The sequence below is a fragment of the Asticcacaulis sp. EMRT-3 genome (assembly GCF_030027245.1).
Lineage (GTDB): Bacteria > Pseudomonadota > Alphaproteobacteria > Caulobacterales > Caulobacteraceae > Asticcacaulis.
The window spans coordinates 868432-883872 of sequence record NZ_JASERT010000001.1 but is presented as its reverse complement, the minus strand read 5'-3'; the positions used below and the strand labels follow the sequence as shown (position 1 = coordinate 883872).

Annotated in this window: 15 protein-coding genes; 5 read left to right on the top strand and 10 right to left on the bottom strand. The window is 58.7% G+C overall.

Annotated features, from left to right (window positions below; all coding sequences use genetic code 11):
• Window positions 1-25 precede the first annotated feature (25 nt).
• Both QB905_RS04325 and QB905_RS04320 read right to left on the bottom strand, forming a co-directional pair.
• Window positions 26-2296 carry an RNA degradosome polyphosphate kinase gene (locus QB905_RS04325; RefSeq protein WP_282973329.1) on the bottom strand — a complete coding sequence of 757 codons (2271 nt, stop codon included), beginning with the start codon at window positions 2294-2296 and terminating at the stop codon, window positions 26-28.
• An 82-nt stretch (window positions 2297-2378) separates the two neighbouring features.
• Window positions 2379-3053 (bottom strand): P-loop NTPase family protein, encoded by a 675-nt coding sequence (locus tag QB905_RS04320; protein WP_282973328.1) that lies wholly within the window; start codon window positions 3051-3053, stop codon window positions 2379-2381.
• A 219-nt stretch (window positions 3054-3272) separates the two neighbouring features.
• Between QB905_RS04320 and aspS the strand changes: the two genes are divergently transcribed.
• Complete coding sequence (gene aspS, locus QB905_RS04315) at window positions 3273-5069, top strand: aspartate--tRNA ligase (RefSeq protein WP_282973327.1); 1797 nt, start codon at window positions 3273-3275, stop codon at window positions 5067-5069.
• 53 nt (window positions 5070-5122) lie between these two features.
• On the opposite strand, the gene QB905_RS04310 is transcribed toward aspS, so the two are convergent.
• From QB905_RS04310 to QB905_RS04300, 3 genes are read right to left on the bottom strand one after another with little or no spacing between them, the layout of a single operon-like run.
• Window positions 5123-5845 (bottom strand): DUF6445 family protein, encoded by a 723-nt coding sequence (locus QB905_RS04310; RefSeq protein WP_282973326.1) that lies wholly within the window; start codon window positions 5843-5845, stop codon window positions 5123-5125.
• Between the two features lie 57 nt (window positions 5846-5902).
• Complete coding sequence (locus QB905_RS04305) at window positions 5903-6457, bottom strand: pentapeptide repeat-containing protein (protein WP_282973325.1); 555 nt, start codon at window positions 6455-6457, stop codon at window positions 5903-5905.
• A gap of 50 nt (window positions 6458-6507) precedes the next feature.
• Complete coding sequence (locus tag QB905_RS04300) at window positions 6508-9264, bottom strand: TSCPD domain-containing protein (RefSeq protein WP_282973324.1); 2757 nt, start codon at window positions 9262-9264, stop codon at window positions 6508-6510.
• A 240-nt stretch (window positions 9265-9504) separates the two neighbouring features.
• Between QB905_RS04300 and QB905_RS04295 the strand changes: the two genes are divergently transcribed.
• A complete protein-coding gene (locus QB905_RS04295) occupies window positions 9505-9900 on the top strand; it encodes an NADH:ubiquinone oxidoreductase subunit NDUFA12 (RefSeq protein ID WP_282973323.1) in 396 nt (131 codons plus the stop codon).
• A gap of 10 nt (window positions 9901-9910) precedes the next feature.
• Window positions 9911-10702, top strand: a complete 792-nt coding sequence (locus QB905_RS04290; protein WP_282973322.1) for a DUF2155 domain-containing protein — start codon at window positions 9911-9913, stop codon at window positions 10700-10702.
• Here the strand turns inward: QB905_RS04290 and aat are convergent.
• The 5 genes from aat to QB905_RS04265 all read right to left on the bottom strand — a co-directional run bounded on the left by aat (window position 10681) and on the right by QB905_RS04265 (window position 14276).
• On the bottom strand, window positions 10681-11340 hold the full coding sequence (gene aat / locus QB905_RS04285; RefSeq protein ID WP_282973321.1) for a leucyl/phenylalanyl-tRNA--protein transferase: 660 nt from the start codon (window positions 11338-11340) through the stop codon (window positions 10681-10683). The two genes, QB905_RS04290 and aat, sit on opposite strands and share 22 nt — an antisense overlap.
• Window positions 11341-11414: 74 nt before the next feature.
• On the bottom strand, window positions 11415-11819 hold the full coding sequence (locus QB905_RS04280; RefSeq protein ID WP_282973320.1) for a hypothetical protein: 405 nt from the start codon (window positions 11817-11819) through the stop codon (window positions 11415-11417).
• A gap of 114 nt (window positions 11820-11933) precedes the next feature.
• The gene (gene accC, locus QB905_RS04275) at window positions 11934-13289 is read right to left on the bottom strand and encodes an acetyl-CoA carboxylase biotin carboxylase subunit (protein WP_282973319.1); all 1356 of its coding nucleotides are present in this window, start codon (window positions 13287-13289) and stop codon (window positions 11934-11936) included.
• 7 nt (window positions 13290-13296) lie between these two features.
• A complete protein-coding gene (accB, locus tag QB905_RS04270; RefSeq protein ID WP_282973318.1) occupies window positions 13297-13785 on the bottom strand; it encodes an acetyl-CoA carboxylase biotin carboxyl carrier protein in 489 nt (162 codons plus the stop codon).
• A gap of 29 nt (window positions 13786-13814) precedes the next feature.
• A complete protein-coding gene (locus QB905_RS04265; protein WP_282973317.1) occupies window positions 13815-14276 on the bottom strand; it encodes a type II 3-dehydroquinate dehydratase in 462 nt (153 codons plus the stop codon).
• A 119-nt stretch (window positions 14277-14395) separates the two neighbouring features.
• Between QB905_RS04265 and thiS the strand changes: the two genes are divergently transcribed.
• Complete coding sequence (thiS, locus tag QB905_RS04260) at window positions 14396-14593, top strand: sulfur carrier protein ThiS (RefSeq protein ID WP_282975570.1); 198 nt, start codon at window positions 14396-14398, stop codon at window positions 14591-14593.
• Between the two features lie 4 nt (window positions 14594-14597).
• Entirely contained in the window at window positions 14598-15395 is a 798-nt protein-coding gene (locus QB905_RS04255; RefSeq protein WP_282973316.1) for a thiazole synthase, read from the top strand.
• Window positions 15396-15441 lie beyond the last annotated feature (46 nt).

Below are 15441 nucleotides of genomic sequence, written 5' to 3'. Positions count from 1 at the left end.
GTTTGACCAGTTCAAAAGGGCGTTATCAGACTTTGCGGGCGCCAATATGATCAAAGGCCTGCGGCATATCCTTGACGCCGCGTCCGCGACCGGAAAGCGACGGGTTGGTCATGAAATAGTCATGCACTGAAAAGGGCTTGTCGAGGTGGCGGGTATCGAGGCGATGATAGATGCCGTCATTGCCCAGTGACCAGGTCTGGGCCTCGTCATTCAGATTGGCCACCATGATCTGATCGAGCACCTGACGATGGACGGTCGGGTTTTCAATGGGGATCATGGCCTCGACGCGGCGGTCAAGATTGCGGCTCATCCAGTCGGCTGACGACATGAAGACGCGCGCCTGATCCGAGGGCAGGGTGTGGCCATTGGCGAAGCAGACGATGCGCGCATGTTCGAGGAAGCGGCCGACGATGGATTTGACGCGGATGTTTTCCGACACACCGGGCACCCCCGGACGCAGGCAGCAGATACCACGGATCACCAGATCAATCTGCACCCCGGCCTGTGAGGCCTGATAGAGTTTTTTGATAATGGTCGGATCAACCAGCGCATTGAGCTTGGCCCAGATTTGTGCGGGCTTGCCCGCCTTAGCATTATTTATTTCCTGATCAATCAGGTGGATAAGTCCAGGTTTTAAGGTAACAGGTGAGAAATAGAGTTTTTCCATCATCTCCGGGCGGGCATAGCCGGTGATGAAGTTGAACACGCGCATGGCGTCACGGCCCAGTTCGGGATTAGCGGTGAACAAGGACAGGTCGGTATAGATCTTGGCCGTGATGACGTGATAATTGCCGGTGCCGAAATGGCAATAGGTGCGCAGCGATTCGCCTTCGCGGCGCACCACCACGCTGAGCTTGGCGTGGGTCTTGTATTCGACAAAACCATAGACGACATGCACGCCGGCGCGTTCCATGGCGCGCGCCCAGCGCAGGTTGGCTTCTTCATCGAAGCGCGCCTTGATCTCGACCAGGGCGGTGACATTCTTGCCCTGTTCGGCGGCCTCGATCAGGGCCGCCACAATCGGCGAATCTTTCGAGGTGCGGTACAGGGTCTGCTTGATGGCGATCACGTTCGGATCACGCGCCGCCTGTTTGAGGAACTGCACCACGGCGTCGAACGATTCAAACGGGTGGTGAACCAGAATATCCTTGTCGCGGATGGCACCGAATATATCACCGCCATTGTCACGGATGCGTTCGGGGAAGCGCGGCTCGAACGGTTTGAACTTCAGATCGTTGCGGTCGCGCGGAATCAGTTGCGCCACCTCGGCCATGCCGAGAATGCCATTCATCAGCACCACGTCTTTGCCCTTGGCGTGGAGGTGGCCGGTGATGAAATCGCGCAGGTCTTCCGGCATGTTTTCATCGATCTCGACCCGCACCACGGAGCCCAGACGGCGCTGCTTGATCAGGGCCTCGAACTCGCGCACCAGATCTTCGGCCTCTTCCTCCATTTCGATGTCGGAATCGCGCAGGATTCGGAAAAGGCCGCGCGAAACGATGTCAAAGCCCGGAAAGAGCTGATTGAGGAACAGGGAGACAAAGTTTTCCAGCGAGATGAATTTGCGGCGCTGCGGGCCGGTATCGCCGGGCTTGCGCGCCGTGGTGACCACTTCCCAGAAGCGCTTGACGCCGGTGGGGATCGGCACCAGCGCATACATGGTCTTGTTGTCGCTGCGCCGGATCAGCTTCAGGACGATGGAAAAGCCGAGATTGGGGATAAACGGAAACGGGTGGGCCGGATCGATGGCCAGCGGCGTCAGCACCGGAAAAAGCTGGCTCTCGAACTGCTTTTCGAGCCAGGCCGTATCGGTCTTGTTGATGTCCTTCGGATGAAGCAGGATCAGGCCTTCATCGTGAAGCTGATGGCGGATATGCGACCAGATGGCCTGCTGGCGGCTCATTAGCTGGCTGGCGGCGCTGTTGACCAGTTCGAGCTGTTCGGCAGGCGTATGGCCATCGGCGCTCAGCACGCGCACGCCTTCGCGCACCTGACCTTGCAGGCCGGCTACGCGCACCATGTAGAATTCATCGAGATTATTGGCCGAGATCGACAGAAAACGTAAGCGCTCCAAAAGCGGATGACGCGGATTTCTCGCTTCTTCGATGACGCGCTGGTTAAAGGCCAGCCAGCTCAGTTCACGATTGACATAAAGCGTGGGATCGAGCGGCGTGTCTTCGCTGAAATCATAGGCCTCAGGCTTAGGTGTCGCGGCCACGGCCTCGCCCGGCACGGACAGGGCGGACAGGGGCGCTTCGGTCGGGGCGGGCAGGCTGGTGGCGGGCGAATCGGTCATGAGATATAAATAGGCTTTTCTGTGGGCTTTTTTGGTGGCTTTTTTGGGGAAACCTAGTGGAAAACTCTTAAAATCTGTCGAACTACGTCGATTCATCAAATAGGGATGTCTGGCCACTTTCCATATAGTCGCGCGCCAGCATCCGGTTGAACGGACGGCCATTGGCATAATGCTCAAGTTCTGTGACAATTTTTTGTGCGGTAGCGACCGAGCGATCCATGCGGCGCACCAGATAGTCGATACAGTCGGCGGAAGGCGAAATCGCCCGCTCGGAGAATAGCTTATGAAATATGCCGGTCAGCAGGTCTTCGTCGGGTTCGGGCAGCACGATCAGCCGCATGGCGCGCAGGCGCGAGGCCAGGTCGGGCAGGTGGGTTTCCCACATGAGGGGCTGAATATGGGTTGTTAAAACAAGCTTTTGTCCGTATGTCTGAACGTGATTACTTAAGTGAAACAGAGCTTCTTCATCGGCCATTTCGGCATCATCGACCACATAGGGGCGCGCTTCCAGCCGGGCCGGATCAAGCTGGTGCGTGTCGGCGGCGCTCAGAAACAGGCCGTCATGATCGGCGGCGAAGATGTGGCCGAGATGGGTCTTGCCGCTGCCGGTCGGCCCTTGCAGGATCAGATGCGGCGAAAGCCACGATTTATCGCGCTCAAGCAGGCTCAGCACGTCGCGCAGGGGTGGCGTGGCGATGAAGCGGTCGCGGCTGTAACGGTCGGGCGCTTCGAGATCGAGGGGCAGTTGATGCGGCAAGGGCCTGTGGCGGGTTTAAGGAAAGGGCTGATTGGACGGGCCTTGAGTGTAGAAGCCATCGCGCCCAATGACAATGCGCGCGGCTGGGGAGAAGATCGCTGGCCTGTTGATGAAAAGCCCGTCCTGAGCGTAGTGCAAATTGCCAAAAGGACTTGACTTTACAGGCGCATCATGTGCCCTACGCGGCAACTAAATTCCTTATTCTATACGGCTTTTGACATGCACATTTACCGTTCTCACACCTGCGGCGCCCTGCGCGCTGCCGATGCCGGCTCTCAGGCCCGCCTTTCGGGCTGGATTCACCGCAAACGTGACCACGGCGGCCTTTTGTTCATCGACCTGCGCGACCATTACGGTTTGACGCAACTGGTGTTCGATCCGTCTTCGCCGGGTTTCGCCAAGGTGGAGCGTTTGCGCGCCGAGAGCGTCATCCGTGTCGATGGCAAGGTGGTCAGGCGCGATGACGCCACGATCAACGCCAATCTGCCGACGGGTGAGATCGAGGTTCAGGTAGCCGATGTCGAGGTCTTGTCGGAAGCCGCCGAACTGCCGCTGCCGGTATTCGGTGAGCCTGAATACCCTGAGGAAATCCGCCTGAAAAACCGCTTCCTCGATCTGCGCCGCGAAACCCTGCACAAAAATATCGTGCTGCGCTCGAACGTGATCCAGTCGATCCGCAACCGCATGGTGGCGCAAGGCTTCCTCGAATACCAGACGCCGATCCTGACTGCTTCGTCGCCCGAAGGCGCACGCGATTTTCTGGTGCCGTCGCGCCTGCATCCCGGCAAGTTCTATGCCCTGCCGCAGGCCCCGCAGCAATTCAAGCAATTGCTGATGGTTTCGGGCTTCGACCGCTACTTCCAGATCGCGCCCTGCTTCCGCGACGAAGATTTGCGCGCCGACCGCTCGCTCGAATTCTACCAGCTCGATATTGAGATGAGCTTTGTGACGCAGGAAGATGTGTTCGCCGCCATCGAGCCGGTCATGCACGGCCTGTTCAGCGAGTTCGGTGAGGGCAAGCGTGTGTCGGATTATCCGTTCCAGCGCATCCCTTACAAGGACTCGATCGCCAAATACGGCTCGGACAAGCCCGACCTGCGCAACCCGATCGAGATGCAGGATGTCTCCGTGCATTTTGCCGGTTCCGGTTTCAAGGTGTTCGCCTCGATTCTGGAACAGGAAAAAACCGCCGTCTGGGCGATTCCGGCCAAGGGCGGTGGTTCACGCGCCTTCTGCGACAAGATAAATTCTTGGGCACAGGGTGAAGGCCAAAAGGGGCTCGGCTATATCTTCTGGCGCACGCCGGAAGGCGCGACTGAGGGGCTGGAAGCCGCAGGGCCGGTGGCCAAAAATATCGGCGAGGAGCGCACAGAAGCCCTGCGCCAGCAACTTGGCCTTGGCAGCGGCGACGCGGCCTTCTTCGTGGCGGGCAAGGTCGATGAATTCGTCAAGTTCGCCGGTTTAGCGCGCACCAAGGTGGGCACCGATCTCGGTCTGGTCGATGAAGACCAGTTCCGCTTCTGCTGGATCGTCGATTTCCCGATGTTTGAGTATAATGACGACGAAAAGAAGGTCGATTTCTCGCACAATCCGTTCTCGATGCCGCAAGGCGAGATGGAGGCTTTGCAAACCAAAGACCCGCTCGACATTCTGGCCTATCAGTACGACATCGTCTGCAATGGCTATGAGCTGTGTTCCGGCGCAATTCGGAACCACAAGCAGGACATCATGCTGAAAGCGTTCGAGATTGCCGGTTATGACGCCGATTTCGTCGAAAGCCAGTTTGGCGGGATGCTCAATGCGTTCAAATACGGCGCGCCGCCGCACGGTGGTCTGGCCCCCGGCATCGACCGCATCGTCATGCTGCTGGCCGGGCAACAGGCGATCCGTGAGGTCATCGCCTTCCCGCTGAACCAGCAAGGCCAGGATGTGATGATGAATGCGCCGTCAGGCGTTGAGGATAAGCAATTGAAAGAATTGCATGTCCGCACGGCTTTGCCATTGAAGGTCACCTGAGTGGCTGTCGCGACGACATAACTGTTTCCGGCCCTGATAGCGGAGTGTACAAGTTATCTGGAAATTCCGAAGAAGAAGTTTGCGGTTAAGCGGCCTTTTTTTGGGTCTTTTGACAGTAGGCCGGGATTCACAAGACCGGAATGGAGCAGGTAGCTTGGATAAACAACCATGCGATTAAAGCAGGAATCGATTTTACCGATCTGTTCGTAATCGTCATCGCTATCCTGAAAATAAGCCGGAGCCAAACCGGCGCGGGCCTGTAGTTCATCTTGCATGTGGTCATTATAGGCGGCCAAACGATCTGGCTCGATACGCTCAAAGCCTGTACGCTTTTGACGGTAGAAGGCTGTGCCACCATGATCCGTACCGCACATATAATAGACGGCCGCGATTTGATACCGCGAAAAATCGTCAATATGCGGAAGGGTCTGGAAAGGGTGCAGATCGGCGTGTGCATGTGTCACAAGACCGAAAAAGGCATTATAAATCAGGTGAGTGCTTTCAGATATACCATAGCCACTCCGCAGGATTTTGCGCAGGGCTGTTATCAGATTCAGAACCATATCCTCTGGAACCGGTGCGGTCAGACCTGGATAGAAGGAATTGTAAGGTGGTGTATAATCCTGACACGCCTGGGCATAGGCCTTGACCGGTTCAGCGTTCAGCAACAGGCCATCTATCTGAAGAACATTACTCTTTTCCCGCCCAAGCTGGAGGGCGGAAAATTTTGCATTTGAATTAAAAGACAGTCTGGGGCGGAAAATGTCTGTCGGCATAATATTACATGGTTGTGACCAGGCAGATGTATCAGACTTAACCTGTCGGAAAAGACGTTATTTCAGTCGGCACACCGGAATACGCAGGCCGCGCGGCATTTCCGTCGAGGCGTCGCCGCACGCCTTGTCGAGCTGGCGTTGCGTCAGGCCGACCGCCGAACCCATTTCCGCGCCCGAAAAATTGACGCCATCGAGCGTGGCACCGCTGAAATTGGCATGTTCGAGATAGGCTCCGACGAAATTGGCATTGGTCAGGTTGGCGCGGCTGAAATTGACGTGGCCGAACAGGGCGGCGGCCCCGTTGATGTCGCGCAGGTCATCGCCGGCAAAGGTGGTGCCGTTGAAAATGCCCAGTCCCATATCGGCCTGACGCAGACGCGCACCGGCGAAATTCTTGTTTTTCAGGGTGCGATTGTTGAAATCGGCCTGAAAGAGATTGCAATGCGGGCAGTTGGCACCGTTTTGGGCGCGGGTCACCTCAGCCGCATTCTGCGCAAAGGCCGGGGCGGCGAAAAGCGCCGTGGCGATCAGGGCCAGGCCTATAGAGTTCAGACGGGACTGTTTCGGGCCATTCTTTTTCGGGCCATTCTTTGTCGGGACTGCATGTTTCATAGGAGAACACCTTCTCTGGATTTATGTTCTGACAGGCAAGTCTTGCGCCCTTACCGCTCTTCTATACCATGTTCATCCGGCAAGGGGTTAATGCTGTCGCGCCGCGCTTTTGCACCGAAGGGCACCACCACGAGGTTATCGGTATGGGTGCCGCGCGCAAAGCCTTTCGAGATCAGTTGCGAAGCGGGCAGGGCGTCTTCGGGTGTATCGGCAGGCACTGGCTGATCGCCCTGTCTCAGGCCGTCGGCGTTCAGTCCGGCGGGGTCGGCATTGGCCAGATCGTCGCGGTCGAGATAGGAAATGGCCAGTTCGCGGAAGATATAATCAAGGATCGAGGTAGCCGATTTGACCCGGTCATTGCCGGTCACAGGGCCTGCCGGTTCAAAACGGGTGAAGGCGAAGGCATCGACGAATTCATCGAGCGGCACGCCATATTGCAGGCCGATCGAAATGGCGATGGCGAAATTATTCATCAGCGAACGAAAGGCCGCGCCTTCCTTGTGCATGTCGATGAAGATTTCGCCAAGGCTGCCATCATCATATTCGCCGGTATGGATATAGACCTTGTGGCCGCCGACGCCCGCCTTCTGGATATAGCCTTTGCGGCGATCGGGCAGCTTTAAACGGCTGCGCTCGCGCTCAACCAGTTTTTCAACAATGCGCGGCGGCGCTTCTTTCACCGGTTCGACGAGGGGGCGTTTGGGGGCTTCGTCAATGTCGGGAATATCAAGCCGGAAATCGGGCGGCGCGTCGGGACGGCGCACGTCCACAGCGCGCAGGCCCGCTGTGGCCGCCAGGGCATAAAGCTTCATCACCTCGCTGACGCCCTGTTCCCACTGAATAGCGAAAGGCACGATGTCGGGGGCGTCGCAGAAGGCCTCCAGTCTTTGCCTTAAAGCCACCTGATGTTTCAACGGCAAAGGCGCCAGCAAATGATAGACGCCATCGCTGATCAGGCGCAGGGCTTCGGGGTCACGATGGCCGAAAATATGGGCATCGGCTGCGGCCACTTCCTCAGCGGAAAAACCCATGACGCCCAGAAGATCGAGCGCCGGGTCGGCCAGTTCGGCATCGCTTAAACCCCATATATCCTTGATGAAATTGGCATCGAGATGGCGGGTTGACATGACTTCGGACAGGTTTTCCGCTGTCAGCAAAGCCTCCTGAAGGCGATTGATCTCAAAATCGCTCAGGCCCTTACATTTGAGGGTGGCCGTATTGATGTGCGGCGCATCGTGCAGCAGACGGCTGCCGAGCAGGTGACGCCGCACCTCCGGCCAGTCCATGCCCAGGTTTTGCAGCCCCTTGATCACGCAGGCTTTGAGCGTAGGGATCAACAGGCCATCGCCCGCTTCCATGACGGTGAGCGGTGTATCGAGCGCCTGCACGCCAAGACTGGCACCAAGGCGCAGAGCCAGTTCGTGATCCTGATAGATGGCGGTGATCTGGCTGTGGCGCAACCCGACGCTGCGCGCCCGTTTTTGCGCCGTCTGGATCAATTCGAGAGCGTGGGGTTTGAGATCGCCATGTCCTTTCAGTTCTCCGATCCGGTAAATATACTGGCTCAGACGGTCGAGGCGCTCGGTTTTTTCGGCGGCGAAGCCTTCATAGGGGGCTAGCTGACCGGCCAGAAGTGTTGAGGTTTCCAGCGCAACCGCTTCAAATAGTGCGAAAATCTGCGCCGCATAGTCAAGCCCGGCTGTGTCGCGCACACTCAGACCCTGCGCCACCAGGACTTCACCAAGGCCCGCCAGAGTCAGGGCCAGCGGGCGCTGCTCAGCGCGGCGGCGCGCATGTTGGGCCTCACCGGAAAAGCCGATAGCCACCTCAATATCGAGGACGCGCACCCACAGGGCGGTGGTTTCGAGAAAGGCGTCGAGTGCGAATGCGCCATCATCATCGAAAAATCGCGTCAGATTGAGCGCGGCGCGTGGCGCGCAATTCAAGGCTTCAACGGCTTCAGCATCGGCGGGTTCAAACACCAGCGGCAGAGGAGGTGATTCCAGCGCGGCTTCGGCGGCCAGAACCGCCATTGGATCACCGGCCCCGACAAGGTCGCGTGGCGCGATGACGGCACGCAAGGCGGGCGATGTTTCGTCAGGCGCACCACTTTCCGGCCAGTTGCCCGCGCCCATCTGGATCTGGCGGGCGATCAGGGTATCGCTGGCACCGAGGCGGCGGGCGCGGGCGGCGGCGCGCGCCAGGGCAGCATTGTGTTTCAGACTGGTGCGGTTGTCGCCTTCACTGCGTGCGATGGCATCGCTGATCGCCTCAAGCGCTCCGGCAAGATGCTGGCCGAGCGTGCGGTTTAAGGTGCGACCGCGTGCGTCGATCAGGCGGCGGCCCAGCGCCTGACGACCGGCATGATCATCGAGATAGAGCAGAGCCGTCTCATTTGATGGCGGCAGGATGTCGCCGGCCGTCGGGTGCAGGCGATGGCCCGACGGTAGGCCCAGCCCCGGCGCAGCCAGTCCGGCCAGCAGGGTGGCCTCAACCGCTTCAGCGAAGGCGTTCGCATCGGCGGAATCGTGGAAATAGCCGAGTGTGAGCCCCCATTGCGCCAGCCTGTGCGCATAATCAGCCATCGCGCCATCAAACGGATCGTCTTCGTCAGGCGTGCGACGCTTGGCACCGGCGGGCAGGTCACGCGCCAGCGAATCACCCCAGTCGAGCCAGGCCTCAGCCTGAGCTGTGGTCATGTCGCGCGGGCAGATCAGCCAGGCCAGTCCGGCTCCGCGTTCGATTTCGCGGCCCTCCAGATCGAGCGGAGGACACAGTTTGAGCAATGCGGGGGGCAATGCGGCCATAATTGATCCTGAGCTGGAAGACTTAAGTTTCGCGTATTCGGAGAGAAGGTTAACGTCTTATGCGCCAAACATCAATAAATCTGGTGGAAAAACCGCGCTTCATCCACAATATGTTGATATGAGGCGGATTTCATAATTTTCGATAAGTGGGCGGCTTGGGCTTTGACCAAAGGCGCAGAGCCCTCTATAAGTCGGGGCTGTATTCCGGGCGCAGGCGCTCATAGTTCAGGATTGAAGACCTTGCTGGACAAGATGTTTCTCTGGTGGAGCGGCGCGACGCTCGGTACTGTGTTCACCATCGGCAAGCGTGGCCGCCTTGTCGGTTCCGATGAATTCGGCAATCGCTATTTTGAGGACCGCACGGCAAAGCATTCCTATGATACGGGACGCAAGCGCCGCTGGGTGATGTACAAGGGCTATGCCGACGCCTCCAAGATTCCGCCCGACTGGCATGGCTGGATGCATTATGTCTATGATACCCCGCCGAGTGAAAAAGCCTTGCCGCGTAAGTCCTGGGAAAAGGAGCATCGTCCCAATCTGAGCGGCACGCCATTTGCCAGTTTTCCCACCGGCTCGCTCGAGGTGGACGGCAAGCGTCAGGCCACTACCGGCGATTACGAGGCCTGGAAGCCTTAAGGAGGCCTTCATGCCGCGACATTATCGGATAACCGGGGCTTTCAGCCAGAAATTGTGGTGGCGTGCGGGTCTGGCCGTAGTGGCTCTGGCCGTTGGCTGCATCGTGATTCCGGCGGGGGCGCAGGTGGCACCGCCAACGCGCGATTCGGGCGATGATTCTGGCAATGTACCCGGCTATGTCGATAATGCCGACCGCCAGCCCTATTATGTCGATGGTGTCGAATACAAGCCCTATGTGCCCGATCAGCGTCGTAAAAAGCCTGACGCCAGACAAGCGGATAATGGCGTAGCGCCCGATGCGGCGATTGCGCCGCCGGGACCGGTTTCCGAACTGCACCCCTATGTGCCGACAGCGCCGGTCAATGCGCCGGTTGTGGCAAAACCTGCCACCCCGGTCGTGGCGCAGGCTTCGTCTGTTTCGTCATCTTCGGCCAGCCCTGAAAGCTACATGCCCAAAAAACGCCCGCGGTATGCCGTGGCGGTTATCGAGGCCCTCGACAAGGTGACGGCGGAAACCGTGCGTTTCGAAGCGCCCATCGGCAAGCCCATTCGCTACAAGGGCCTGATCTATACGGCGCGCGCCTGCGAAACCACCGCCGATGACGAAGCCGCGCCTGACGTCATGGCCTATCTCGAAGTGCGCACCAATCCGGTGGCAGCCACCAATACCACCCCGGCTGTGCGGTCGCGGGAAGTGTTCCACGGCTGGAGCTTTGCCTCGGCGCCGAGCCTCAACCCGATCGAACATCCCAATTATGATGCCTGGGTTGTCGCCTGTCGTCAGCCCTTGCCGGGTGCCTGAGCTACGAAATCGAGCGCTTCGGCCCCGCTTGTCTTGCTAGGCAAGACGTAAAAATCCGCTTTTTGATCAACGGCCTGCCCGAGAAGCTTCAGATAATCGGCCTTGGCAATCTCCATGACGCCGAATTGCCGCAGGTGGTCGGTTTGAAACTGGCAATCGAGCAGGCTGAACCCACCGGCGCGCAGCCGCGCCACCAGATGCACCAGGGCGATCTTGGACGCATCCCTGGCGCGCGACACCATGCTTTCGCCAAAAAAGGCGCCGCCGATCGATACGCCGTAAAGGCCGCCGATCAGGTCTTCACCGCGCCAGACCTCGACGCTGTGCGCCAGGCCGCGCGCGAACAGGGCCTGATACAAATCCTGAATGGCATGGCTGATCCAGGTCGATGTGCGGTTATAGGCTTCCTCGGCGCAGAGTTCGATGATCTGCGCGAAGGCCGTATCGATGCGCACCGTGTAATCATCCTTGCGCACGGTGCGCGCCAGCCTGGCCGGTATGTGAAACTGCTCCAGAGGCAGGATACCGCGCAGGGGCGGATCGACGAGAAACAGATATTCGTCATCGCGCGCATCGGACATCGGAAAGACGCCGCTGCGATAGCACTGGATCAGGTCATCAAGGGTGAAATCGGCCAAGCCGTAGGTTCCTGTCGCGGCGATGAGTCGGCCTGCATTGTGGGCAATTCAGGACGTGACGGGCAAGGGCTTCGTCAGGAAATTCGCACTTTTCTGTCCGTCTTGCGCGGCGCTTTGCAATTGAAATGATCGACGACGCGATCCTGATCGGCTACGCTTTTAAGGGGGCGGTAATAGCCTTCGATCCAGCCCATATGATAGACAATATCGCAGGTAGCGCCCATAGGCGGCAGCTTTTGCGACTCGCCGAGGTAGTTGATATAGACATCGAGATTGGCGAGGCGGTTTTCAACCACGCCGATGCGCAGCCAGGTGCGCAATATGCCTGAGGGTTCCGGGCGCTTGCCATAATCGGCAATGACGACATCATGCAGGGTTGAGGTATTGTAGGTGTAATCGCGGATTTTCGCCGAGGCGGGCGCGGCGATCCATAGCTGCGACAGGCTTAAGGCCAGCACGGTGGCGACGCATCTTTTCATGGCTGCCTCCCGGCGAATGGTTTTCTTGTCATAGGGTAGCAGGGCTGTCGCGGTGATCAAAGAAAAAAAGCCCTGCACTCGGCAAGGCTTTTTGTGGTTTCCAGTCCGCTGGATTTAAGCCTCTTGGCCTTTAATCCAGTTTTCTAACCAATGTATGTTGTAGTCGCCGGTCTGGATGTCCTTTTCCTGAAGCAGATCAAGGAAAAGCGGGATGGTGGTATCGATGCCGGATACGACCGTTTCCTGAAGCGAACGTTTCAGGCGCGCCAGGGCTTCGGGCCGGTCGCGGCCATGCACAATCAGCTTGCCGACGAGCGAGTCGTAATAGGGCGGGATGGCATAACCATTATAGATGGCCGAATCCATGCGCACGCCGAGGCCGCCGGGGGCGTGAAAATCGGTCACCGTACCGGGGGAAGGCACGAAGGTGCGCGCGTTTTCGGCATTGATACGCACCTCGATAGCGTGGCCGCGCATCTGGATGTCGGATTGCGTAAAGGACAGGGGATGGCCTTCGGCGATGCGTATCTGTTCGCGCACCAAATCGGTATCGGTGACAAATTCGGTGACCGGATGCTCGACCTGGAGGCGGGTGTTCATCTCGATAAAGAAGAATTCGCCGTCCTCATACAGAAACTCGATCGTGCCGACGCCAAGATAGCCGATGGCCTTGATGGCATTGACAACCGTCATGCCGATCTTGTCGCGCGCCTGCGCATCGATCACCGGTGAGGGGGCTTCTTCCAGCACCTTCTGGTGGCGGCGTTGCAAGGAACAGTCGCGTTCACCCAGATGCACCACATTGCCGTGACTATCGGCAATAACCTGAATTTCGATATGGCGCGGCTTTTGCAGATAGCGCTCCATATAGACCGTGCCATCGCCAAAAGCGGCGGCGGCTTCGGTCTGGGCGCTGAGCACGGCTTCGGCCAGATCGTCTCTGGTCTTGGCCACCTTCATGCCGCGTCCGCCACCGCCGGCCGCCGCCTTGATCAGCACGGGGAAGCCGATGGTTTCGGCGGCTGCCATCGCCTCTTCTACCGTCGAGACGCCGCCGTCCGAGCCGGGCACGACCGGAATGCCGGAATCGCGCGCCGCCTGCTTGGCGGTGATCTTGTCGCCCATCATACGGATATGTTCGGGTTTCGGCCCGATAAAGGTCATGCCGTGCGCTTCAACGATCTCGGCGAAGCGGGCATTTTCCGACAGGAAGCCATAACCGGGATGGATCGCCTGAGCGCCGGTGATTTCAGCGGCGGCGATGATCGACGGGATATTGAGATAGGATTTGGCCGCCGAAGCAGGCCCGATACAGACGCTTTCATCGGCCAGATGCACGTGCATGGCGCTGCGGTCGGCTTCGGAATGCACGGCCACGGTGCTGATGCCCATTTCCTTGGCGGCACGAATGACGCGAAGGGCGATTTCACCGCGATTGGCGATCAGGATCTTATCAAATTGCTTGGTCATCTGACCCTTACTCGAAAACGACCAGCGCTTCACCAAACTCGACCGGTTGGGAATCGCTGACCAGAATCTGGGCCACCACGCCGTCGCGCGGCGAGGGGATGGGGTTCATCGTCTTCATGGCTTCGATGATCAGCAGGGTCTGGCCCTGCTTGACCGTATCGCCCACCTTGATGAAGGCCGGTGAACCGGGCTGGGCCTGCAAATAGACGGTGCCGACCATCGGCGATTTGATCGCATCCTTGAAGGAGACTGCCGGGGCCGCCGCGGCGGCCGGCGCTTCGGCAACGGGTGCGGCGGACTGAACAGGCGCGGGTGCCGCCGCAGCGGGGACATAGGAAACCTGCGATGCCGTCTGGAGCTGACGGGCGACGCGGATCTTCAGTCCGCCTTGCTCGACCTCGATCTCCGACAGTTCGGTTTCTTTCAGTATGTCAGCGAGCTTGCGAACCAGCTTGGGATCAATCGGGTCGGAAGCGGCGGGTTTGGGTGTCGTCATATCTTAACCTTGAGCAACGCAAATGAGGTTTAAGCTTTTGTTTTTGCTGAATCTGCGGGTTTTACCAGGGCTTGAACGGCGCGAATGGCCAGTTCATAGCCAATGGCACCGAAGCCCGCAATGATCCCTTTGGCCGCCAGTGACACATATGAGTGATGGCGGAAGGTTTCACGGGTCTGGGGATTGGAGAGGTGGCATTCGATCACCGGTATGTCGAGCGCCTTCAGCGCGTCGAGCAAGGCCACGGATGTATGGCCGTAACCGGCGGGGTTGATGATCAGGGCGCAGGCTTCGGTGCGGGCTTCCTGCACCCAGCCGATCAGTTCGCCTTCATGATTGCTCTGGCGAAACACCAAAGCGGTGCCGGAGCCTTCGAGAAGCGCCGTGCAGCGTGATTCGATAGCGGCCAACGTGTCGTAGCCATAAATTTCCGGCTCACGCACCCCAAGAAGGTTGAGGTTTGGGCCATTGAGGACATATATGGGCTTCATGAAACCTGCACGAAAAACGAAGCGGCACTTGTAACCCCGGACACCGGGGCTCACAAGGGGGCTTCACGGCGCGCAGGCGGTTTCAGAGCGTCTTTTTTGGCAAATCGGGCAGAAAAATGGTGAAAATACGCTTGAATGGCGAAGACAGGGAGGTAGAGGCCCGCAGCCTGAGCGCCCTGATCGAAGAAATCGGCTTAGATGGCCGCAAGATCGCGGTCGAAAAGAATCTCGAAATCGTGCCGCGCTCAACCTATCTGGCCACCGCCATCGATGAGGGCGACCGGCTGGAAATTGTACATTTTGTTGGAGGTGGCTGAAGCCATGGACGATCAATCGCAAAAAACCGATGCTTCCGAAAGCTGGAGCGTTGCCGGACGCACCTTCCGCTCGCGCCTGATCGTCGGCACGGGCAAGTATAAGGACTATGCCCAGAACGCCGCCGCCGCCGAAGCTTCCGGGGCTGAGATCGTGACCGTGGCCGTGCGCCGGGTCAATATCAGCGATCCCAGCCAGCCCATGCTGATGGATTTCGTCAAGCCCGACCGTTTCACCTACCTGCCCAATACGGCGGGTTGCTACACGGGCGAAGACGCTGTGCGCACCCTGCGTCTGGCGCGCGAAGCCGGTGGCTGGAATCTGGTCAAGCTGGAAGTGCTGTCCGATCCGAAGACGCTTTATCCCGATATGGAAGAGACGCTGCGCGCCCTGAAACTGCTGGTCAGCGAAGGCTTCGACGTCATGGTCTATTGTTCCGACGATCCGGTCTATGCGCGCAAGCTGGAAGAAGCGGGTGCTGCCGCCATCATGCCGCTGGCTGCCCCCATAGGTTCGGGGCTGGGCATTCAGAATCCGGTGACGCTACGCATCATCATCGAGAACGCGAAAGTGCCGGTGCTGGTCGATGCCGGTGTCGGTACGGCCTCCGAAGCCGCCGAGGCGATGGAGTTGGGCTGCGATGCGGTGTTGATGAATACGGCGATTGCCGAGGCGAAAGACCCGATCCGCATGGCGCGCGCCATGAAGCACGCCGTCATTGCCGGGCGCGAGGCCTATCTCGCTGGCAGAATGCAACGTAAATTATATGCCGATCCTTCGTCACCGCTGGCGGGTCTGATTTAAGGGGAGATTGAACCACGGAAAACACAGAAAGCACAGACAGGAGGTT